The organism is Isoptericola nanjingensis (assembly GCF_050311635.1).
Classification (GTDB): Bacteria; Actinomycetota; Actinomycetes; order Actinomycetales; family Cellulomonadaceae; genus Isoptericola; species Isoptericola nanjingensis.
In genome coordinates, this window is sequence record NZ_JBNOZL010000010.1 from 52,547 (window position 1) to 74,690 (window position 22,144).

General features: G+C 74.5%; 15 protein-coding genes and 2 pseudogenes. 14 read left to right on the plus strand and 3 right to left on the minus strand.

Annotated elements, in window-relative coordinates:
* The first annotated feature begins 305 nt into the window (after positions 1-305).
* The 10 genes from ACQP6G_RS19810 (at position 306) to ACQP6G_RS19855 (ending at position 12,448) form a co-directional block, all read left to right on the plus strand.
* Positions 306-4,157, plus strand: a complete 3,852-nt coding sequence (locus ACQP6G_RS19810; protein WP_429766908.1) for a nitrate reductase subunit alpha — start codon at positions 306-308, stop codon at positions 4,155-4,157.
* Complete coding sequence (gene narH / locus ACQP6G_RS19815; RefSeq protein ID WP_429766910.1) at positions 4,154-5,821, plus strand: nitrate reductase subunit beta; 1,668 nt, start codon at positions 4,154-4,156, stop codon at positions 5,819-5,821. The genes ACQP6G_RS19810 and narH overlap by 4 nt, the downstream gene beginning before the upstream one ends.
* The gene (gene narJ / locus ACQP6G_RS19820; protein ID WP_429766912.1) at positions 5,818-6,534 is read left to right on the plus strand and encodes a nitrate reductase molybdenum cofactor assembly chaperone; all 717 of its coding nucleotides are present in this window, start codon (positions 5,818-5,820) and stop codon (positions 6,532-6,534) included. The genes narH and narJ overlap by 4 nt, the downstream gene beginning before the upstream one ends.
* Entirely contained in the window at positions 6,525-7,286 is a 762-nt protein-coding gene (gene narI / locus ACQP6G_RS19825) for a respiratory nitrate reductase subunit gamma (protein WP_429766914.1), read from the plus strand. Before narJ ends, narI begins: the two co-directional genes overlap by 10 nt.
* Before the next feature lie 43 nt (positions 7,287-7,329).
* Positions 7,330-8,559: an MFS transporter gene (locus ACQP6G_RS19830; RefSeq protein WP_429766916.1), complete on the plus strand. Its 1,230-nt coding sequence runs from the start codon at positions 7,330-7,332 to the stop codon at positions 8,557-8,559.
* 88 nt (positions 8,560-8,647) lie between these two features.
* Positions 8,648-9,934 (plus strand): molybdopterin molybdotransferase MoeA, encoded by a 1,287-nt coding sequence (locus tag ACQP6G_RS19835; RefSeq protein ID WP_429766918.1) that lies wholly within the window; start codon positions 8,648-8,650, stop codon positions 9,932-9,934.
* A 1-nt stretch (position 9,935) separates the two neighbouring features.
* On the plus strand, positions 9,936-10,694 hold the full coding sequence (gene mobA / locus ACQP6G_RS19840; protein ID WP_429766920.1) for a molybdenum cofactor guanylyltransferase: 759 nt from the start codon (positions 9,936-9,938) through the stop codon (positions 10,692-10,694).
* Positions 10,691-11,026, plus strand: coding sequence for a DUF6457 domain-containing protein (locus ACQP6G_RS19845; RefSeq protein ID WP_429766922.1), 336 nt, complete (start codon positions 10,691-10,693; stop codon positions 11,024-11,026). The genes mobA and ACQP6G_RS19845 overlap by 4 nt, the downstream gene beginning before the upstream one ends.
* Before the next feature lie 4 nt (positions 11,027-11,030).
* Positions 11,031-12,140 (plus strand): GTP 3',8-cyclase MoaA, encoded by a 1,110-nt coding sequence (gene moaA / locus ACQP6G_RS19850; RefSeq protein ID WP_429766924.1) that lies wholly within the window; start codon positions 11,031-11,033, stop codon positions 12,138-12,140.
* A 5-nt stretch (positions 12,141-12,145) separates the two neighbouring features.
* The gene (locus ACQP6G_RS19855) at positions 12,146-12,448 is read left to right on the plus strand and encodes a MoaD/ThiS family protein (RefSeq protein WP_429766926.1); all 303 of its coding nucleotides are present in this window, start codon (positions 12,146-12,148) and stop codon (positions 12,446-12,448) included.
* A 21-nt stretch (positions 12,449-12,469) separates the two neighbouring features.
* Here the strand turns inward: ACQP6G_RS19855 and ACQP6G_RS19860 are convergent, their stop codons facing one another.
* Both ACQP6G_RS19860 and ACQP6G_RS19865 read right to left on the minus strand, forming a co-directional pair.
* Positions 12,470-13,474: an electron transfer flavoprotein subunit alpha/FixB family protein gene (locus ACQP6G_RS19860; RefSeq protein ID WP_429766928.1), complete on the minus strand. Its 1,005-nt coding sequence runs from the start codon at positions 13,472-13,474 to the stop codon at positions 12,470-12,472.
* 11 nt (positions 13,475-13,485) lie between these two features.
* Positions 13,486-14,292, minus strand: coding sequence for an electron transfer flavoprotein subunit beta/FixA family protein (locus ACQP6G_RS19865; protein ID WP_429766929.1), 807 nt, complete (start codon positions 14,290-14,292; stop codon positions 13,486-13,488).
* A 145-nt stretch (positions 14,293-14,437) separates the two neighbouring features.
* On the opposite strand from ACQP6G_RS19865, the gene glgX reads away from it, so the two are divergent.
* The gene (gene glgX / locus ACQP6G_RS19870; protein WP_429766930.1) at positions 14,438-16,738 is read left to right on the plus strand and encodes a glycogen debranching protein GlgX; all 2,301 of its coding nucleotides are present in this window, start codon (positions 14,438-14,440) and stop codon (positions 16,736-16,738) included.
* Between the two features lie 93 nt (positions 16,739-16,831).
* Here the strand turns inward: glgX and ACQP6G_RS19875 are convergent.
* A pseudogene (locus ACQP6G_RS19875) lies at positions 16,832-16,987 on the minus strand (type II toxin-antitoxin system PemK/MazF family toxin); the annotation flags it as partial.
* Between the two features lie 269 nt (positions 16,988-17,256).
* Between ACQP6G_RS19875 and ACQP6G_RS19880 the strand changes: the two are divergent.
* The 3 genes and pseudogenes from ACQP6G_RS19880 to ACQP6G_RS19890 all read left to right on the plus strand — a co-directional run.
* Positions 17,257-18,963 (plus strand): annotated as a pseudogene (locus ACQP6G_RS19880) (FAD-binding dehydrogenase); the annotation flags it as partial.
* 287 nt (positions 18,964-19,250) lie between these two features.
* On the plus strand, positions 19,251-19,985 hold the full coding sequence (locus tag ACQP6G_RS19885; RefSeq protein ID WP_429766932.1) for a hypothetical protein: 735 nt from the start codon (positions 19,251-19,253) through the stop codon (positions 19,983-19,985).
* Positions 19,986-20,068: 83 nt separating this feature from the next.
* Positions 20,069-22,132, plus strand: a complete 2,064-nt coding sequence (locus tag ACQP6G_RS19890; RefSeq protein ID WP_429766934.1) for an alpha-1,4-glucan--maltose-1-phosphate maltosyltransferase — start codon at positions 20,069-20,071, stop codon at positions 22,130-22,132.
* The last annotated feature ends 12 nt before the right edge of the window (positions 22,133-22,144 follow it).

A 22,144-nucleotide genomic window follows, 5' to 3' on the forward strand; every position in this document is an offset into this window, starting at 1 on the left:
ACGACGCCGGGCGGTGGTCTGGAACCACCGGCGCGTCGTCGGGCCGGTAGGTCCGACGCTAGGAAGGCGGTGTTTCGACGCCCGGCGTCGGGCCGTGAAATGCGCGTGAGCACGAACGCACAGACTCTGGGGCAGCCCTGTGAGGTCCCGGCGTGCCCGGTCGTCCGCGGAGCAGCGGACGGAACCCGGCTCCGACACCGCCGACGGGCGCTCCCGCCGGCTCCCCTGCCCGACATGCGCTGTCGCAGGTCCGGGCCCATGATGCGAAGCAGTGACTCTACGGTTCCCCAGCCCCAGGAGTGCGCATGTCGACCACCCGCCCGCCCGTCACCGCTGACCTCGGGGCGGCGCCGCCGACCGGGGCCGCCGACGCCCTGCTGCGGCTCGGCAAGCACCTGCGCAAGGGGGACGTGTCGGAGGACCTGCGCCAGCTGTTCCTCAAGGGCGGGCGCGAGGGTGACGTCTTCTACCGGGACCGGTGGTCGCACGACAAGGTGGTGCGCTCGACGCATGGCGTGAACTGCACGGGCTCGTGCTCGTGGAAGGTGTACGTCAAGGACGGCATCATCACGTGGGAGACGCAGCAGACCGACTACCCGTCGGTGGGCCCGGACTCCCCCGAGTACGAGCCGCGCGGCTGCCCCCGCGGCGCCGCGTTCTCCTGGTACACCTACTCGCCCACGCGAGTGCGCTACCCCTACGTGCGCGGCGTCCTGCTGCGGGCGTACCGCGAGGCGAAGGCCGCGGTCGGAGGGGACCCGGTGCTCGCGTGGGAGCGGCTGACGTCCGACCCGGAGACGGCGCGGGCGTACAAGAGCGCGCGCGGCAAGGGCGGCCTCGTGCGGGCCACGTGGGACGAGGCGGCGGAGATCGTCGCGGCGGCGCACGTGCACACGATCAAGGCGCACGGGCCGGACCGCGTCGCGGGCTTCTCCCCCATCCCGGCGATGTCGATGGTGTCGCACGGCGTCGGGGCGCGGTTCGTGCAGATGCTGGGCGGCACGATGCTGTCGTTCTACGACTGGTACGCGGACCTGCCGGTCGCCTCCCCGCAGGTGTTCGGCGACCAGACGGACGTGCCGGAGTCCGCGGACTGGTGGAACTCGTCCTACCTCATGATGTGGGGCTCCAACATCCCGGTGACCCGCACCCCGGACGCGCACTTCATGGCCGAGGCGCGCTACCGCGGCACCAAGGTCGTGTCGGTCTCCCCCGACTACGCGGACAACACGAAGTTCGCCGACCAGTGGCTGGCGCCGCAGCCGGGCACCGACGGGGCCCTGGCGATGGCGATGGGGCACGTGATCCTGCGGGAGTTCCTCGTCGAGAAGCGCACCGCGCCGTTCGTCGACTACCTCAAGAGGTACGCGGACGCCCCGTTCCTCGTGCGGCTGGACGAGCGGGCCACGGAGTCGGGCGGCACCGCGTACGTGCCGGGCAAGTTCCTCACCGCCGCGGACGTCGACGACGCCGTCCTGCCGGGCGCGTCGACCGCGGCGAACCCGAGCTTCCGGACGCTGCTGCTGGGCGCCGACGGCGCCGTCGTCGCGCCGAACGGCACCCTCGCCGACCGGTACGGCGAGGCGGGCGAGGGGCGGTGGAACCTCGACCTGGGCGACGTCGACCCGCTGCTGTCGGTGGCCGACGGCGCGGCGTCCGGCGAGCGGGGCACCGCGGCGGTGCTGCTGCCCCGGTTCGACGTCGTCCCCGACGGTGACGACGGCGGTGCGGGAGACGGCGCGCAGCAGGCGCACCTCGGCGGCAAGGGCGTGCTGACGCGCGGCGTGCCGACCCGGCGCGTGGGCGGGCACCTGGTGACGACCGTGTTCGACCTGCTGCTGGCGCAGTACGGCGTCGAGCGGGCGGACCTCGACCTGCCGGGCGAGTGGCCCACCGGCTACGACGACGCGACCGCCCCGGGCACCCCGGCCTGGCAGGAGGAGATCACCGGCGTCCGGGCGGCGGACGCCGCGCAGATCGGCCGCGAGTTCGCGCAGAACGCCGAGGACTCGGGCGGCCGCTCGATGATCATCATGGGCGCGGGCGCGAACCACTGGTTCCACTCGGACACGATCTACCGCGCCTTCCTCACGCTCACCACGATCACCGGCTGCCAGGGCGTCAACGGCGGCGGCTGGGCGCACTACGTGGGCCAGGAGAAGTGCCGCCCGATCACCGGCTGGGCGCAGTACGCGGGCGGCCTGGACTGGGTGCGCCCGCCGCGCCAGATGATCGGCACCGGCTGGTTCTACCTGGCCACGGACCAGTGGCGCTACGACGGGATGCCGGCCGACGCGCTCGCCTCGCCCCTCGCGCCCGGGGTCCTGGCGGGCCGCACGACGGCGGACTCCCTGGTGGAGTCCGCGCAGCGCGGCTGGATGCCGAGCTACCCGACGTTCGACCGCAACCCCCTGGACCTCGTGGACGAGGCGCGCGCGGCGGGCAAGGAGCCCGAGCAGCACGTCGTCGACGAGCTCAAGGCCGGGAACCTGCGGTTCGCCTGCGAGGACCCGGACGACCCGGCCAACTTCCCCCGGGTGCTGACGATCTGGCGGGCCAACATCCTCGGCTCCTCCGGCAAGGGCAACGAGTACTTCCTCAAGCACCTGCTCGACACGGACGCCTCCGTGCTGGCCGACGAGGCCCCGGAGGGCCGCCGTCCGGCGTCGATGACGTGGCGCGACGAGGCGCCGCGCGGCAAGCTCGACCTGCTGGTCACGATGGACTTCCGCATGACGAGCACCACGCTGTTCTCCGACGTCGTGCTCCCCGCGGCCACCTGGTACGAGAAGCACGACCTGTCGAGCACGGACATGCACCCGTTCGTGCACTCGTTCAACCCGGCGATCAACCCGCCGTGGCAGACCAAGACCGACTTCGACACGTTCCACACGCTGGCGGGGCTGGTCTCGCAGATGTCGGTGGAGCACCTGGGCGTGCGCGAGGACCTGGTCGCGACGCCCCTGCTGCACGACTCCCCCGACGAGCTCGCGGTGCCGCACGGCACGCTCACGGACGCGGGCGCACCGGTCACGGAGCGCGAGCTGGTCCCGGGCGTGACGATGCCGCGGCTGCAGGTGGTGCAGCGCGACTACCCGGCGTTCGCCGCGCGCATGGCCGCGCTCGGGCCGCTCACCGACTCCAAGGGCATGGCCACCAAGGGCGTCGCGTTCATGCCGGACGAGGAGGTGCGCAGGCTCGGGCAGGTCAACGGCCTGGTCGCGTCCGGCCCCGCGGCCGGTCGGCCGCGCCTGGACCGCGACACCCACGCCTGCGAGACGATCCTGGCCCTGTCCGGCACCACGAACGGGCGCCTCGCGGTGCAGGGGTTCGAGCACCTGGAGAAGCGCACCGGCCAGCGGCTGGCGGACCTGGCGGCCGACGACCAGGCCAAGCGCGTGACCTTCCCGGACGTGCAGTCGCGCCCGACGACGGTGATCACCTCCCCCGAGTGGTCCGGGTCGGAGCACGGCGGGCGCCGGTACACGGCGTTCGCGGTGAACGTCGAGCGGCTCAAGCCGTGGCACACGCTCACCGGGCGCCAGCACTTCTACCTCGACCACGACTGGATGATCGAGCTGGGCGAGCAGCTGCCGGTGTACCGGCCGCCGCTCGACCTGCACCGCCTGTTCGGCGACTCCCCCACGCCCGGCGCGTTCGACGACGGGGGCGCCGACGGCAGCGGCACCGGCCATGCCGCCGTCGCGGTGCGCTACCTGACACCGCACTCGAAGTGGTCCATCCACTCGGAGTACCAGGACAACCTGTTCATGCTGTCGCTGTCGCGCGGCGGCCCCAACGTCTGGATGAGCCCCGCGGACGCCGCGAAGATCGGCGTGGCGGACAACGAGTGGATCGAGGCGGTGAACCGCAACGGCGTCGTCGTCGCGCGCGCCGTCGTCTCCCACCGCATGCCCGAGGGCACGGTCTACATGCACCACGCCACGGACCGCACGGTGGACGTGCCCCTCGCCGAGACGTCCGGCCGTCGCGGCGGCATCCACAACTCCCTGACCCGGATCCTGCTCAAACCCACGCACCTTGCGGGCGGCTACGGGCAGCTCACCTACGCGTTCAACTACCTCGGCCCCACGGGCAACCAACGGGACGAGGTCACGGTCATCCGGCGTCGCAGCCAGGAGGTGCGGTACCAGTGAAGGTCATGGCGCAGATGTCGATGGTGATGAACCTCGACAAGTGCATCGGGTGCCACACCTGCTCGGTGACGTGCAAGCAGGCGTGGACGAACCGCACCGGCACCGAGTACGTGTGGTTCAACAACGTCGAGACCCGCCCGGGTCTCGGCTACCCCCGCACCTACGAGGACCAGGAGACCTGGCAGGGCGGCTGGGTGCGCACCAAGCGCGGCAAGCTCAAGCTCCGCGCCGGCGGGCGGGCCAAGAAGCTCGCCTCGATCTTCGCCAACCCGAAGCTGCCCTCCATCCACGACTACTACGAGCCGTGGACGTACGAGTACGACATGCTGCTCAGCGCCCCGCAGGGCGAGCACACCCCGGTCGCGAAGCCGAAGTCGCTGCTCACCGGCGAGGACATGTCGATCCAGTGGTCGGCGAACTGGGACGACGACCTCGGCGGGTCCACCGCGACGATGCAGGACGACCCGATCCTCAAGCACATGAGCGAGCACGTCGCCGAGGAGCTCGAGCAGACGTTCATGTTCTACCTGCCGCGCATCTGCGAGCACTGCCTCAACCCGTCGTGCGTCGCCTCCTGCCCGTCGGGCGCGATGTACAAGCGGGTCGAGGACGGCATCGTGCTCGTCGACCAGGACCAGTGCCGCGGCTGGCGCATGTGCGTCACCGGCTGCCCGTACAAGAAGGTCTACTTCAACCACAAGACCGGCAAGGCCGAGAAGTGCACGCTGTGCTACCCGCGCCTCGAGGTCGGGCTGCCCACCGTGTGCTCCGAGACCTGCGTCGGCCGCCTGCGCTACCTCGGCCTCGTCCTCTACGACGCGGACAAGGTCGGCGCGGCCGCCGCCATCGAGGACGAGCACGACCTGCTCGCCGCACAGCGCGAGGTGTTCCTGGACCCGCACGACCCCGAGGTCATGGCCGCCGCCCGCCGCGAGGGCATCCCCGACGACTGGATCGAGGCCGCGCAACGCTCCCCGATCTGGAAGCTCATCTCGGAGTACGAGGTCGCGCTCCCCCTGCACCCGGAGTACCGGACGCTGCCGATGGTCTGGTACATCCCGCCGCTGTCCCCCGTGGTCGACGTCGTCGCCAGCTCCGGCAACGACGGCGAGGACGGGCGCACCCTGTTCGCCGCCATCTCGCAGCTGCGCATCCCGCTGGAGTACCTCGCCGGCCTGTTCACCGCCGGCGACACCGGCCCCGTCGAGCGGGTGCTGCGCCGGCTCGCGGCCATGCGGTCAGGGATGCGGGAGGTGAACCTGGGGCGTGAGTTCCCGGAGGAGAACGCCGAGGCCGTCGGCATGACCGGCGACCAGGTCCAGGAGATGTACCGCCTGCTGGCCATCGCCAAGTACGAGGAGCGGTACGTCATCCCCACCGCGCACACCGAGGTGGCGCGCGAGCTGGAGGAGATGGCCTGCTCGCTCGACTTCGAGGGCGGCCCCGGCATGGGCGGCGCGGGCCCGTTCGGCTCGTCGTCCGGCCAGCCCACCCCCGTCGCGGTGGAGAACTTCCACGCGCTCTCCGCCCGGCAGACGGCGGACTCCCCCTACGGGCCGTCCACCCCCGGGCGCGTCAACCTGCTCAACTGGGACGGCAACGGCCGGCCCACGGGCCTGTTCCCGCCGGGCGAGGACGGCGCGGGCGAGGAGGGGCGGTCGTGAGCCTCGCTTTCCTGCCCCGCCCGGGCGTGCGCGCCAAGCGCCTCGACCCGCTCGCGCCGGTGCCGCTGGGCGACGGGGACCGCGCCGTCGCGCACATGGCCGCGTCGGTGCTGCTCGCCTACCCGGACGACGCGACGCTCGAGGCGGCGCCCACGGTGCGCGACGCCGTCGCCGGCCTGCCCGACCCGGTCCGGGACCGCCTCTCCGGGCTCGCCACGACGCTGCTCGACGGCGACCCCGACGCGCTGCAGGCCCGGTACGTCGCGACGTTCGACCTCAAGCGCCGCTGCGCCATGTACCTGTCGTACTACGCGGCAGGCGACACCCGGAAGCGCGGCGCCGCCCTCGTGCGGTTCGTCGAGGCGTACCGCGCCGCCGGGTTCGAGACCACCGGCGACGAGCTGCCCGACTACCTGCCCACCGTCCTGGAGCTGTCCGCCCGCGGCGGGCCCGACGGCGCCCGGATCGCCGGCGCGCTGCTCACGGCCCACCGGGACGGCATCGAGGTGCTGCGCTCGGCGCTCGCCGCGCAGCGCTCGCCCTGGACGGCGGCGGTCGAGGCCGTGAGCCTCACCCTCCCACCCGTCGACGCGGCCACCGCCGAGCGCGTCGCCGACCTCGTGGCGGCCGGCCCGCCCGCGGAGCTGGTGGGGCTGAGCGGGTACGGGGACGCCGGGTACGGGAACGACGGGAAGGACCTGCCATGGGCCTGACGGACGCCTCCGCCGACAAGATCATCCTCTGGGTCGTGCTGCCCTACGTGACCTTCGCCGTCCTGGTCGTGGGGTCGATCTGGCGGTACCGGTACGACAAGTTCGGCTGGACCACGCGCTCCAGCGAGCTCTACGAGAAGCGCCTGCTGCGCTGGGGCTCGCCCCTGTTCCACTTCGGGCTGCTGTTCGTCGTGCTCGGGCACTTCCTCGGGCTCGTGATCCCGAACACCTGGACCGAGGCCGTCGGGGTCAGCGAGGGGTTCTACCACTTCATCGCGACGTCGATGGGGTCCATCGCCGCACTCGTGGCGGTCGCCGGCCTGCTGATCCTCGTCTACCGGCGCCGTTCCACCGGCCCGGTCTTCCTCGCGACCACGCGCATGGACAAGACCATGTACGTGTTCCTCGCCGCGTCCCTGCTGTCGGGGGCCTGGGCCACCGTCCAGACGCAGATCCTCGCGGGCGGGCACGGGTACGACTACCGGGAGACGATCTCGCCCTGGTTCCGGTCGCTCTGGTACCTCCAGCCGCAGCCCGCGCTCATGGAGGGCGTGCCCGCGGCGTTCCAGGTGCACATCGTCGCGGCGATGCTCCTGTTCGCGCTGTGGCCCTTCACACGGCTGGTGCACGCGTTCTCCGCCCCCGTGCAGTACCCGTTCCGGCCCTACGTGGTCTACCGCTCCCGGGAGGCGTCCGTGACGTCGCGGGCGCCGCGGCCCGGGTGGGACCCCACGACGACGCCGCCCCGCTGATCCCGACCGTCCGTCACGACCGTCCGTCACGACTGGAGGAACCATGACCTCGGCAGCCACCCCGGGACCGGCCGACGCGCCGGCCGCCCCGGCCGTGCAGGGCAACGTCACCCAGCTCACCCTCGCGACGATCGGCTTCGCGATCTGCTTCTGGGCGTGGGCGCTGCTCGGACCGCTCGGCAACAGCTACGGGCAGCTGTACCACCTGTCCGACTTCGAGGTCTCCGTGCTGGTGGCCGTCCCCGTGATCGTGGGGTCCCTCGGGCGCATCCCGATCGGCGCGCTCACCGACCGCTTCGGCGCCAAGGTGATGTTCCCGCTGTGCGCCGCGCTGACGATCATCCCCGTGCTGTTCATCGGGTTCGTCGCGAACAGCCTGGTGTGGCTGCTGATCGGCGGGTTCTTCCTCGGCCTGGGCGGGACGACGTTCGCCATCGGCGTCCCGTTCGTGAACAACTGGTACCCGCCGGCCCGCCGTGGCACCGCGATCGGCATCTTCGGCGCCGGCATGGGCGGCACGGCCATCGCGTCGTTCTCGACCGTGCCGATCCGGGACGCGTGGGGCGACGGCGCCCCGTTCATCATCGTGGCGGTGTTCCTGGCGGTCTTCGCCCTCGCCTCGCGTGCCCTGCTGCAGGACTCCCCGGCCTGGTCGCCCGGCGCCGGCGGCGGCATGTGGGCGCGCACCTGGGCGACCCTGAAGATCCCCGCCACGCTGCAGCTGTCCTGGCTGTACGCGATCGGGTTCGGCGGCTTCGTCGCGTTCTCCGTCTACCTGCCGACCTTCCTGCAGAACGCGTACGACCTGAGCGCCGGCGACGCGTCGTTCCGCACCGCCGGCTTCGTCGTGCTCGCGGTGATCTGCCGGCCGATCGGCGGCACCCTGTCGGACAAGGTGGGCGGCGTCGCGGTGAACCTGGTGTGCTATGCGGTCGTGACCGTCGGGGCCGCCGTGATCATCTTCCAGCCCGGCCTGATCCCCGTGGCGACGATCGCGTTCCTCGCGATGGCGGCGGCACTCGGCGGCTCCTCCGGCGCGACCTTCGCCCTCGTGGCGAAGATGGCCCCGCCCGGGACGGTGGGCGCCGTGACCGGCGTCGTCGGCGCAGCGGGCGGCCTCGGCGGCTTCATCCCGCCGCTGATCATGGGCGCCGTCTACGGCGCGCGGGGCGACTACGGCATCGGGTTCGGCCTGCTCGCGCTGACGGCGCTGCTCACCCTGCTGTTCACGCTCGGCCCGGTGCGCAAGCGCGTGCGGGCGAACGCCGGATGACGGCGCGCCCCGCCGTCTCACCCCCGGGCGCGGTCGGTCGTGAGGCGCGCGCCGCACGGGCGACACGTCGTCGGCCTAGCGTGGCCCCATGAGCACCTCGCGCAGCCTCGCGGAGCATGCCGCCGCCGTGCTGGCGCGGGTCGGGCCGCTGCCCGTCCAGGACGTCGGTCTGGACGCCCTCGCCGTCGAGGGCCCGGGCCGCGTGCTCGGAGCCGACGTGCGCGCCGCTGCGCTCGTGCCGCCGTTCGACGCCGCGGCGATGGACGGCTACGCGGTGCGCCTCGCCGACCTCCCCACCGACGGCTCCCCCGTGACCCTGCCCGTCGTCGGCGACCTCCGCCCGGGCTCGCCCCCCGACCGTGGTGAGCGCGACGGGGGCGCGGTGCGGATCATGACCGGAGCGCCGGTGCCCGTCTGGGCCGACGCCGTCGTGCCGGTGGAGCGCACGTCGACGGGCCGGTTCGTCGCGGGCGGCCCGACGACGGAGCGCGAGGTCACGCTCGCCCGGCAGCCCCGGGCCCACCTGCGGCACCGGGGCGAGGACGTGCGGCCCGGCGACGTGCTCGGCCGGGCGGGCGACGCCGTCACCCCGGCGCTGGTCGCCGTCGCGGCCTCGGGCGGGCTGACCGCGCTGCCGGTGCGCCGTCGGCCGTGCGTGGCCGTGCTGTCGACGGGGTCGGAGCTGGTGCCGGCCGAGGGTGGCGGCATCGCCGGCGACGGGCTGATCCCCGACTCCAACTCGCTGCTGCTGACGGCGCTCGCGCGCGCCGCGGGCGCCGACGTCGTGCGCGTCGGCGCCGTCCCCGACGACGCCGACGCCCTCCGCGCCGCGCTCGATCATGTCGTGGGCGCGGCCGTCGACCTGGTCGTCACGACCGGCGGGGTGTCGGCGGGGGCGTCGGACGTCGTGCGGGCGGTGCTGGCCGACGACGACGCGCGGCTCACGGACGTGGACGTCGCCGCCGTGGCGCTGCGGCCCGGGCGGCCGCAGGCGCTCGCGCGCTGGCGGGGCGTGCCGTGGGTGGCGCTGCCCGGCAACCCGGTGAGCGCGTTCGTGTCGTTCGCGCTGTTCGTACGCCCGGCGCTCGCCGCCCTCGCGGGCCGCGAGCCCCCGCGACCGGTGCGGCGCCCCGCCGCCGAGGCGTGGCCGAGCCCGCCGGGACGCACCCACGTCGTGCCGGTGCGGACGTTGCCGTCGGGCGCCGTCGCGCGGGCCACCGCGCCGGGCGCCGGCCACCGCCCGGGCGGCCACGCGACGTCGACGCTGCTCGGCGCCGACGCGCTCGCCCTCGTCCCGCCGGACGTCGAGAAGGTCGAGGCCGGTGACGGGCTCGACGTGCTGCCGCTCGACCTGCCGCTCGGCGCCGGGGGCTGACGTGGCCCCCGACAGGACGACGCCCGTCCGGCACGACGCCGTGATCCTCGCCGGCGGTCGCGCCACGCGCCTCGGCGGCGTGCCCAAGCCGACCGTGGTGCTCGACGGCGCCACGCTGCTCGACCGCGCCCTCGCCGCGGCCCGCGACGCCGCTCGCACCGTCGTCGTCGGCCCGGACCCCGTCCTGCCGCCCGGCCGCGACGTGCTCGTCACCCGCGAGGACCCGCCGTTCGGGGGCCCCGTCGCCGGCCTCGACGCCGGGCTGCGGACCCTGGACGCGGTGTCGGTGGCGGCGCCGGGCCGTGCCGTGCCGCCGTGGGTGCTCGTGCTCGCCGTCGACGTGCCCCGCGCGGGCGACGCCGTGCCGCTGCTGCGCGCCGCCGTCGACCCGCCCGCCGGCGACCTCGACGGCGCGTACCTGGTCCGCGAGGGCCACGCGCAGTGGCTGGTGGGCCTGTACCGGCGCGACGCGCTGCGCCGCGCACTCGACGTCGTCGCCGGGCCGGGGATACCCGGCGGGCTCGTCGGGGTGCCGGTGCGCCGTCTCGTCGCGGAGCTGTCGTGCGCGGAGGTGCCCGACCGCGACGCCGTGAGCGCGGACGTCGACACCTGGGACGACCTGCGACGGCTTACGGTAGGACCCCACGCAGGAAGCCACGCAGGAAGCCACGCGGGAAGCCACACGGTCGTGGCGGCCCGCGCCGGTACGGAGCCCGCGACGCACCGACCGTCGACCGACCGCCCGGGAGGACACCGATGACCGACCAGACGCCCCCCGCCACCCCCCGCGGCGCGGAGCCCGGCTCCAGCGTGCTGGACCGGTGGGTGGACGCCCTCGAGGCGGAGCTCGGGCTGCCGCCGCGCAGCGTGGACGTCGGTGCGGTGCTCGACCTCGCGCGCGACGCCGCGCACCAGGTGGCGCGGCCCGCCGCGCCCGTCACCGCGTACGCGGTCGGGTACGCGGAGGGGCTGGCCGCGGCGCGCGGCGAGTCGTCCGACGCCCTCGACCGCGCGACGTCGTCGGCGCTCTCCTGGCAGGACCCGGGCCCCGGCTCCCCGGCCGCCGGCGCCGCGTCCGGGGCGGGGAGCTGATCGGATGACGACCGTCTCCCTCGGGATGCCGCGCCTGCCCGGCGCGGGCGTGCCCGACGTGCGGCTGCCCGCGGACCGGCCGGCCACCGGCGGGCTCGTCGACACGTTCGGCCGGGTCGCGACCGACCTGCGCGTCTCGCTCACCGACCGCTGCAACCTGCGCTGCACGTACTGCATGCCGGCCGAGGGGCTGCCGACCCTGCCGAAGGACTCGGTGATGACGCGCGAGGAGATCGTGCGGCTCGTCGGGATCGCGACGCGCGACCTGGGCGTGCGTCAGGTGCGGTTCACCGGCGGCGAGCCGCTGCTGCGCCGCGACCTGGTCGACATCGTGCGCGAGTGCGCCGCGCTGCCGCACCGGCCCGAGCTGAGCCTCACGACCAACGCCGTCGGCCTCGACTCCCGCGCCGCCGCGCTGCGCGAGGCCGGGCTGGACCGCGTCAACGTCTCCCTCGACACCCTCGACCCCGACACGTTCGCCACGCTCGCCCGGCGCCCGTTCCTCGAGCGCACGCTCGCGGGGATCGACGCCGCGGCGCGGCAGTTCGACCTCGTGAAGATCAACGCGGTCCTGGTGCGCGGCGTCAACCTCGACCACGCGGCCGAGCTGCTCGCCTGGTGCCTGGAGCGCGGCTTCGAGCTGCGGTTCATCGAGCAGATGCCGCTGGACGCCGACCACGCGTGGGACCGCGCCGCGATGGTCACCGCGGCCGAGGTGCGCGAGCAGCTCGGCACCCGGTTCGCGCTCGAGCCCGACGAGGAGCCGCGCGACGGCGCCCCGGCGGAGCGGTTCGTCGTGCGGGGCGCGCGCGGCGACCGCCTGGGCCGGGTGGGCATCATCGCGTCGGTCACGGAGCCGTTCTGCGACGACTGCCGACGCACCCGCCTCACCGCGGAGGGCGGCGTGCGCGACTGCCTGTTCGCGCACACCGAGACGGACCTGCTCGGGCCGCTGCGCGCGGGCGCCGACGACGCCGTGCTGGCCGACCTGTGGCGCGCCGCCATGTGGGCCAAGCAGGCCGGGCACGGCATGAGCGACACCGGCTCCGGCACCGACCTGGACAGCTCGGGGTTCACGCAGCCGGAGCGCACCATGAGCGCCATCGGAGGATGACACGAATGACTCAGGAGACGACGGTGCCGGGCCGGTCGACGGACGCGGCGCCGGCCCTCGAGCAGACGGTGGCGCTGCGCTACTTCGCCGCCGCACGTGCCGCGCTCGGCCGCTCGGAGGAGACGCTCGCCGTCCCGCCGGGCGCGACCGTCGCCGACGTCGTCGCCCGCCTGGCCGCCGCATCACCCGCGGCCGGGCCCGTGCTCGCCCGCTGCAGCGTGCTGGTCGACGGCCGCCGGGCCGCGCCGTCCGACGTCGTGCCGGCCGGCGCGAGCCTCGACCTGCTGCCGCCGTTCGCGGGCGGCTGACCTCGGGTTCGGATCGAGCCGTCAGCCCTCGCGGTGGGCGCGGATGGCGGCCGCGGCCTGCGGCAGCACGTCGGTGAGGTCGCCGACGACGGCGAAGTCGCAGATCTCGAAGATCGGCGCCTCCGGGTCGGAGTTCACCGCCACGATCACCTGCGCCGCCTGCATCCCTCCGCGGTGGTGCGGGGCGCCGGAGATCCCCGCCCCCACGTAGAGGCGCGGTGCGATGGTGACGCCGGTCTGGCCGATGTAGCGGTCGAACCAGCCCTCGAAGACGGCGTCGCGCGACGCGCCGATCGCGGCGCCGACGGCGTCGGCGAACTCCTCGACCGGGCCGAAGTCGCCACCGGTTCCGCGCCCGCCGGCGACGACGACCGCCGCCTCCTCGAGGGTCGGCCGACCCGGGGCGCGCTCCTTGACCTCGCGGGACGTGACGACGACGCCGGCGGTGCCGACAGGCGCGACCGGCAGCGCGTCGACCTCGGTCGCGACCGCCGCCTCGGCGGGCTCGGGCACGACGGCGTTCGCGCGCACCGTGAGCACAGCGACGTCGGCGATGACCACGCAGCGGGTGTCCCAGGCGCCGGCGAAGACGCGCTTGCCGGCCACGATCCGGCCGTCGGCGTCCTCCCCCACGGCGGCGGCGTCGATGACCAGCCCGGCGCCGAGCGCGTGGGCGGCCAGGGCGGCGGCCTCCTTCGCGGCGAACGTGGCGGGTGCCAGGACGACGTCGGCGTCGGTGCGACGCACGGCCGCGGCGAGCGTCGCGGCCACGACGGAGGGCAGGTGGCGGGCGCCGTCGCCCCCGGCGGCGGCGAGCGCGTCGGTGGGCACCTCGGCCTGGTGCACCGTCTCGACGCCGTACGCGCCGAGCTGGGCGAGCGCCTCGACGGTCGGCGCCTCCAGTGTCACGGCCTCGACGCGGCCGAGCCGGCGCGCGATGGTGAGCAGCTCGAGCGCGCCGGAGCGCACCTCGGTGGCGGGGTCCAGGAGGACGAGGACGGTGCGGTTGCGGGTGGGCTCAGACATCTCGCGTCCTCTCAGACCAGCTCGTTGCGGATGAGGTACTCGGCCAGCGCGGTGCCGCCCTCGCCCTTGTCGACGACCAGCTCGACCTCGGGACGGGCGGGGCGCGGGGCGGCGGAGACCGCCTCGGTGCGCGCCCCGGCGGTGCCGACGGCGGCGGGGTCGAGGCCGAGGTCGGCGGCCGACCACGCCTCGATCTGCTTGGTGCGGGCCGCCATGATCAGCTTGAAGTTCGGCATGCGCGGCGTGTTCGCGGTGTCCGCGACGGACAGGACGGCCGGCAGGGGCGCGGCGAGCGTCTCGGTGGCCTCGTCGGTCTCGCGCGTGACGGTCAGGGTGCCGTCCGCGACGTCCACCTTCTTCGCCAGCGTGAGCGCCGGGCGGCCGAGCTCGGCCGCGACGAGCGCCGGGACCACGGAGCCCAGGCCGTCGAGCGCGGCCATGCCGGTGATCACGAGGTCGACGGGAGCGCCGTCGGCCTCCAGCCTCCGCACCCCGGCCGCGAGCGCCGCGGCGGTGCCGAAGTAGTCCGAGCCGGCCAGGGCGTCGTCCGTGACGCGGACCGCGCGGTCCACGCCCATCTGGAACGACTTGCGCAGCGCCACGTCGCCGTCGGCGGGGGCGACCGTGAGGGCGACGACCTCGCTCGCCGCGCGCTCGTCCTCAGGCAGGGCGTCGAGGATCCGCAGCGCCGCCTCGAGGGCGTTCTCGTCCAGCTCGTTGAGGGTGCCGACGCCCGGGTCGCGGTCCACGCGACAGTCCACGAAACGTCGGTCCGCGTTGATGTCCGGCACGTACTTCACGGCGACGACGATGCGCACGGGCGCGACCTCCAGCTCACGGTGGTGACGGCGGCCGCACGCGCTGCGACCGACGGTGCCGAGCCTACCCGCGGCACCGCCGGGGCAGCCGCCGCGTCCACACCGCCGCGCGCGGCTGTCGGCCGTCCCGGGCACGATGTCCCCCATGGAGGTCCCCATGGAGTCCCGCCCCAAGGTCACGCCGCTGACGCGCCCGACGGCACGCCGCAGCCACGTGCCTCCGCTCGGGGTGCACCCGACGCCGGACGGCGGGGTGGACGTCGCCGTGGCGGCGGCGCACGCGGACGCGGTGGAGCTCTGCCTGATCGACGTCGCCGAGCCGCACCGCGACGCGCACGACCCGGCGCGGTACGTGGAGCGGAGGGTCCCGCTCGACGGGCCGGTGTACGGCGTGTGGCACGCCCACGTGCCCCACGTGCGGCCCGGCCAGCGGTACGGATTCCGGACGTACGGCGCCTGGGACCCGGAGGCCGGGCACCGGCACAACCCGGCCAAGCTGCTCGTCGACCCGTACGCCCGCGGGCTGGTGGGTGACCTCACGTACGGCCCGGAGACGCTCGGCGCCGTGGGCGCGGTGGTCGACCCGGATTCCCCCGACTCACCGGAAGGTCGGTCGTGGGTGGCCGAACGGTACGGCGCCGCCGACGACCGCGACTCGCTCGCCTTCGTGCCGCACTCCGTCGTCGTCGCGTCCCACCCCGGCCCGCCGCCGCTGAGCCGACCGCGCGTGCCCTGGGCGGACACGGTGGTCTACGAGGCGCACGTCAAGGGCCTGACGGCGACGCACCCGGACGTCCCGCCGGAGCTGCGGGGCACGTATGCGGGCGTCGCGCACCCGGCCACGATCGCGCACCTGACCAGCCTCGGCGTCACGACGCTCGAGCTGCTCCCGATCCAGGCGTTCGCCAGCGAGCCGCACCTCGTCGCCCGCGGGCTGACCAACTACTGGGGCTACCAGACGCTCGGGTTCTTCGCCCCGCACGCGGCGTACGCGACGCGGGCGGCGCGCGAGGCGGGCCCGGCGGCCGTCCTCGACGAGGTGCGCGGCATGGTGCACCTGCTGCACGACGCAGGCATCGAGGTGCTGCTCGACGTCGTCTACAACCACACGTGCGAGGGCGGCGACGACGCGCTGCACGTGAGCTGGCGCGGCCTGGACAACGCGGGCTACTACCTGCACGACGGCGCGTCGCCGGCCGCGCTCGCCGACGTCACCGGCACCGGCAACTCGCTCGACTTCCGCCGCCCACGCGTGGTGCAGCTCGCCCTGGACTCGCTGCGCTACTGGGCCGAGGTCGTGGGCGTGGACGGGTTCCGCTTCGACCTCGCGGTCACCCTGGGCCGGGGCGGCCACGGCTTCTCCGCCGACCACCCGTTCCTCGTGGCGCTGCAGACCGACCCGGTGCTCAACAACCTCAAGCTGGTCGCGGAGCCGTGGGACGTCGGCCCGGGCGGGTGGCAGACCGGCAACTTCCCGCCGCCGATGGCCGAGTGGAACGACCGCTTCCGCGACGCCGCGCGCGGGTTCTGGCTCGACGCCGCCCGCGAGGGCAGCCGCGGCCGGCCCATGCACGGCCTGCGGGAGCTGACCACCCGCCTCGCGGGCTCGGCCGACCTGTTCGGGCACTCGGACCCGCCGCTGGCGCGCGGGCCGGTGGCGTCGGTCAACTACGTCACCGCCCACGACGGGTTCACGCTCGCCGACCTCGTGGCCTTCGACCACAAGCACAACGAGGCGAACGGCGAGGACAACCGGGACGGCTCGGACCACAACCTGTCGTGGAACCACGGCGTGGAGGGGCACGCGCCCGGCGCCGAGGACGGGGAGGGCGCGGGCGACACCGGCACCGAGCCGTGGTCCGCCGTCGTGCCGCTGCGGCGGCGCTCCCAGCGCAACCTGCTCGCGACGCTCCTGCTGTCCGCGGGCACGCCCATGCTCACCGCCGGCGACGAGCTGGGCCGCACCCAGCGCGGCAACAACAACGCGTACGCCCAGGACAGCGCGATCTCGTGGGTCGGGTGGGACCTCGAGGACGCCGCCCGCGACCTGCTGGACACCACGCGCTTCCTGGTGGGGCTGCGGCGCGAGCACGCGGCCCTGCGCGCGGACTCGTTCTTCCTCGGCACGCCCCGCCCCGGCGAGGACGAGACCGACCTGCTGTGGTTCGCCGCCGACGGCGCGCCCATGGACCGCGACGCCTGGGCGGTCGCCGGGCGCCGCGTGGTGCAGATGCTGCGGCCCGGGCCCGACGACGGCGACGCGCACGTTCTGCTCGTGTTCAACGGCGGGCTCGACGACGCGGAGGTCACCCTCCCCGGCGCCCCCGGCGGCGGCGCCTGGGAGCGGGTGTGGAGCTCCGCGTGGGACCGGCCCGAGGCGCCCGACGACGAGGCAGAGGACGTCGTGCTCGAGTCGCTCAGCGTCGAGGTGTTCCTCGGTCGGTAGTCGCAGGAGCCCGAAGACCTCCAGGTCGAACGCCGTCGAGATCGCGCGGGCCAGGTCCTCCTCCTGGTCGTCCAGGAGGAAGCCGACCTGCCGGCCGATCCGGTCGACGTGAACCGTCTCGATGCTGTCGCAGTTGATGACGCACGGGTGGTCGATCCCGTCCCGCGGGCCTACCGGGACCTCGACCGAGAGCCCCCGCACCGTGCTGGTGATCGGCGCGACGGTCAGGTGCGACACGCGATCGCGCACCCCGGACGGGTGAGGACGACCGCCGGGTGCGACTTCTCCAGGTGGACGATGTGGATCGGGCGCATCAGCCGAGGTGGTCCCAGCTCGAGTTCTTCTCCACCCGGCGCACTATGCCGGCAAGATCGTCCGGATCGTCCTCGCCGGCCGTCGCCGCGTAGATCTGCGCGTCCCGCACGGCGTCGAGGGGCGCCGGCGGTCCCCGTACGCCCGCGAGCGCACCACCCGCTCACCCTGTTCACGCGGTGCCCCACCTCTGCCAGACTGCCCGCATGGATGCTGACGTCGTCGTCATCGGTGGGGGCCTGTCGGGGCTTGTCACGGCCACGGAGCTCACGGCCGCCGGCCGTCGGGTGGTGCTGCTCGACCAGGAGCCGGAGGCGTCGTTCGGCGGCCAGGCGTGGTGGTCGTTCGGCGGCCTGTTCCTCGTGGGGTCACCCGAGCAGCGCGCGATGGGCGTGCACGACACCGCGGACCTGGCGTGGTCGGACTGGCTGGGCTCCGCGCAGTTCGCTCCTGGGGCCGAGCGAGGCGAGGGCCCCGACCGGCACGGGTACGCGTGGGCCCGCCGCTTCGTGGAGTTCGCGGCCGGCGACCTGCGGTCCTGGCTGCACGCCAAGGGCGTCCGCTGGTTCCCGCTGGTGCAGTGGGCCGAGCGCGGCGGGTACACCGTGGGGCACGACGACGGCCGCACCGAGCACGGCAACTCCGTGCCCCGCTTCCACGTCACCTGGGGCACCGGCCCCGGGATCGTCCGGCCCTTCGTGGAGGCGGCGCTCGCCGCCCGCGACGCCGGCCTGCTCGACCTGCGGTTCCGCCGCCGGGTCACCGGGCTCGTCATTACGGACGGTCGGGTCACCGGGGTGCGCGCGGACGTGCTCGCCGACCAGCCGCTCACCGGACTGCCGTTCGGCGGCCGGGGTACGCCGTCGAACCGCGACGTGGTGGGCGCCGAGGAGATCACGGCGGGTGCCGTCGTCGTCGCGACCGGCGGCATCGGCGCGAACCACGACCTGGCCCGCGCGCACTGGGACCCCGAGGCCGGCACCCTGCCCGAGCGGATGCTGTCCGGCGTCCCGGACTCGACCGACGGGCTCATGCTCGGCATCGCGGCCGACGCCGGCGCCGCGCTGGTGCACGAGGACCGCATGTGGCACTACCCGGAGGGCATCGCCAACCACTCGCCGGTCTGGACGGACCACGGCATCCGCATCCTGCCCGGTCCGTCGTCGCTGTGGCTCGACGCCGACGGCGGCCGGCTGCCTGCCCCGCTGTTCCCCGGCTTCGACGCGCTCGGCGCGCTGCAGCACGTGACGCGGCGCGGCGACGACCACTCCTGGTTCGTGCTCAACAAGGCCATCATGGAGTCGGAGTTCGCCCTGTCCGGCTCGGAGCAGAACCCGGACCTCACCGGCAAGGACGTCAAGCTCCTCGCGCAGCGGGTGCTGCCGCGCGCCGTCGGGCCGGTCGCGAAGTTCGCCGCCGAGTCGCCCGAGTTCCTCTGGGCCGACACCACCGACGAGCTCGCCGCGAAGATGAACGCGCTGGTCGAGGCCACCCCGGGCTCGAAGGGCCACGTGGACGCGGGGGCGCTCGCGGCCGTCGTCGCGGCCCGCGACGCCCAGGTCGCCTCCGGCCTGGGCAAGGACCCGCAGGTGGTGGCGACGCGCGCCGCCCGCGACTACCGCGTGGACAAGCTCATCCGGGTCGCCAAGCCGCGCCCCCTGACGACGCCGAAGGACGGCCCGCTGCTCGCCGTCCGGCTGTCCGTGCTGACCCGCAAGACCCTCGGCGGCCTGTGGTGCGACCCGTCCGGCCGCGTGCTGCAGCCCGACGGGTCCGTGCTGGACGGGCTGTGGGCCGTGGGCGAGGCGGCCGGGTTCGGCGGCGGCGGCGTGCACGGCCACCGCGCCCTGGAGGGCACCTTCCTCGGCGGGTGCCTGCACACCGGCCGCACCACCGGCCGAGCGCTCGCCTCGACCTCGCGGCACCGTCGTCCACAGATCGGCGGTCGTGGTCCCACTCGGGTGCCGTCGGGAACCACGATCGACCCATGTCCAGGACCGCGACGCGCCGGCCAGGCGCACCGACCCCCGACCGCCCACAGCTGCCGGCCGCCGTGCGGTACGACCCCGAGCGGAGGGCGGAGCTGCGGGAACGAACCCGGGACGACGACCTGGTACGGCTCCGGCGCGGCATCTACCTGCCGACCGTCGACCCGTCGCTCACCGCCGCAGTACGCCGCCGAGCGCAGCTGCTGGCCCACATGACTGCCGTGGCCGAGCGTCTGACCACGACGTTCTGGTTCAGTCATGCGAGTGCCGCGGTCGCGTGGGGGTGCTGGACCTGGCACCTCGGGCCCCAGGTGCACGTGACCCAGCTGACCCGGCCCGCGCCCGGGCCGGCCGACGACGTCCTCCGGCGCCATGTCTCGCCCGTGCCCGACGAGGATCGCGGCTTCCTCGACGGCGTTCCCGTGACGTCGCTGGGCCGCACGGTCGTCGACTGCGCGCGCACGCTCGCGGAGCCGTCGTCCATCGTCGTGGCAGATTCCGCTCTCGCGCTGGGCGTCGACCCGGACGAGCTCACGGGACGGCTCGACCGGTCCCGCGGCGCGCGCGGCGTACGACGTGCGCGGCGCGTGCTCGCCGCGGCGGACGGGGCGTCGGAGTCGCCCCTGGAGTCGCTCGTCCGCTGGCACCTGCTCGCCGCGGGGCTGCCGCGTCCCGTGCACGCGATCCCGGTCGGCACCTGGGCCGGCACGTTCTGGGTCGATCTCGCCTGGCCCGACCTCAAGGTCGCGCTCGAGGTCGACGGCGCGGTCAAGTACGACGGAAGGGCGGGCGACCCGCAGCAGGTGCTCCTGGCGGAGAAGCGCCGGCACGACGCCCTCGTCGAGGCCGGGTGGACGATCCTGCGGGTCACGTTCGCCGACCTGCGGGACGTCCGCCGCCTCGTCGCGAGGGTCGAGCACGCCCTGCGTGTCGCCAGGTCGAGGTGAAGCGTCCGAGATCGAGGTCCGGGACATCGACCTCGAGCCCTTGCCTCGACCTGGGCGCGCGCCGGGCTGACCGTCTGGCTAGCGTGGAGGCCGTGACGTCTCCGCAGCCCACGCCGCACGCGCCCATCGGACGGATCCCCGTCCTGCAGCTCTCCCCCGTCGTCGAGGGAGGGCGCTGGCCGGCGAAGGCGGCGATCGGCGAGGTGGTGCCCGTCGAGGCCACGGTGTTCCGGGAGGGGCACGACGCCGTCGGGGCCACCGCCGTCCTGCTCGCGCCGGACGGCACGGTGCACTCCACCGCGCCGATGGCCGACGTCGCGCCGGGGTTGGACCGGTTCCGCGGCTTCCTGCAGCCCGACGCGGAGGGTGACTGGTCGTTCCGCGTCGAGGCGTGGTCCGACCCGTACGGCACGTGGTGCCACGACGCGGTGATCAAGTTCGACGCCGGGCAGGACGTCGACCTGGTGCTCGCGGAGGGGCGGCTGCTGTTCGAGCGCATCGTCGCTCCGGAGCTGCAGGCGGCCCGCTCCGCCGACGACGCCGCCGTGCTGGAGGCCGCGGCCCGCGAGCTGGCCGACACGACCCGCCCGCCCGAGGCCCGGCTCGCGATGGCGATGACGGCCGCGGTGAAGGCCGCGCTGCGCCGCGCGCCGCTGCGCGACCTGGTGACCGCGAGCGCCGCCTACCCGCTGCGCGTGAGCCGCCCGCTGGCGCTGGCCGCAAGCTGGTACGAGATGTTCCCCCGCTCGGAGGGCGCGAAACGCCGCAAGGACGGCACCTGGCGCTCGGGCACGTTCGCCACGGCGGCGAAGCGGCTGCCCGCGATCGCGGCGATGGGGTTCGACGTCGTCTACCTCACGCCCGTGCACCCCATCGGCACGACGTTCCGCAAGGGTCGCAACAACACCCTGGACCCGCAGCCGGGCGACCCCGGCAGCCCGTACGCGATCGGCTCGCCGGACGGCGGGCACGACGCGATCCACCCGGAGCTGGGCACCGAGAAGGACTTCCGGGCGTTCACCGCCGCCGCCCGCAAGGAAGGCCTCGAGGTCGCGCTCGACCTGGCCCTGCAGTGCTCCCCCGACCACCCGTGGGTCACGGAGCACCCGGAGTGGTTCTCGGTGCGCGCGGACGGCACCATCGCGTACGCCGAGAACCCGCCGAAGAAGTACCAGGACATCTACCCGCTGAACTTCGACCGCGACCCCCAGGGCCTCTCGGCGGAGATCCTGCGGATCGTCGAGCTGTGGATCGGTCGCGGGGTGACGGCGTTCCGCGTCGACAACCCGCACACCAAGCCGCTGGACTTCTGGGAGTGGCTGCTCGCGCGGGTGCACGCGGCGCACCCCGAGGTGATCTTCCTGTCCGAGGCGTTCACCCGGCCGGCGATGATGCAGACGCTGGCGCGGATCGGCTTCCACCAGTCGTACACGTACTTCACCTGGCGCAACACCAAGGAGGAGGTCGAGGAGTACCTGCAGGAGGTCTCGGGGCCGCAGGGCTCCGTGCTCCGCCCGTCGTTCTGGCCCACGACGCACGACATCCTGCCCCCGTACCTGCAGCACGGCGGGGTGGCGGGCTTCGCCGTCCGCGCCGTGCTGGCGGCCCTCGGCAGCCCCACGTGGGGCGTCTACTCGGGATACGAGCTGGTGGAGAACGTGCCGCGCCCGGGCGTCGAGGAGCAGATCGACAACGAGAAGTACGAGTACAAGCCGCGCGACTGGTCGCAGGCCGACGTCGTCGGCGTCTCCACGCTGCTGCGCCGCCTCAACGAGATCCGGCGGGCCCACCCGGCCCTGCAGCAGCTGCGCGACCTCACGGTGCACCCGACGACGAACGACCAGGTCGTCGCGTTCTCGCGGCGGGTGCGCGCCGAGCACCTGCCCGGCGCGGGCCGGCCGGGCGCCACGCAGGACGACGTCGTGCTGGTCGTGGTCAACCTCGACCCGTGGACGACGCAGGAGACCACGCTGTTCCTCGACCTGGAGGCGCTCGGGCTCACGCGGCCGGACGGGGTCGAGGACCAGCCGTTCTTCGTCGCCCACGACGAGCTGTCGGGCGCCACCTACCCGTGGGGCGCCCACCCGTACGTCCGGCTCGACCCGCGCGAGCAGGTGGCGCACGTCCTGACGATCGGGCTGGCATGACGGTGCCGACAT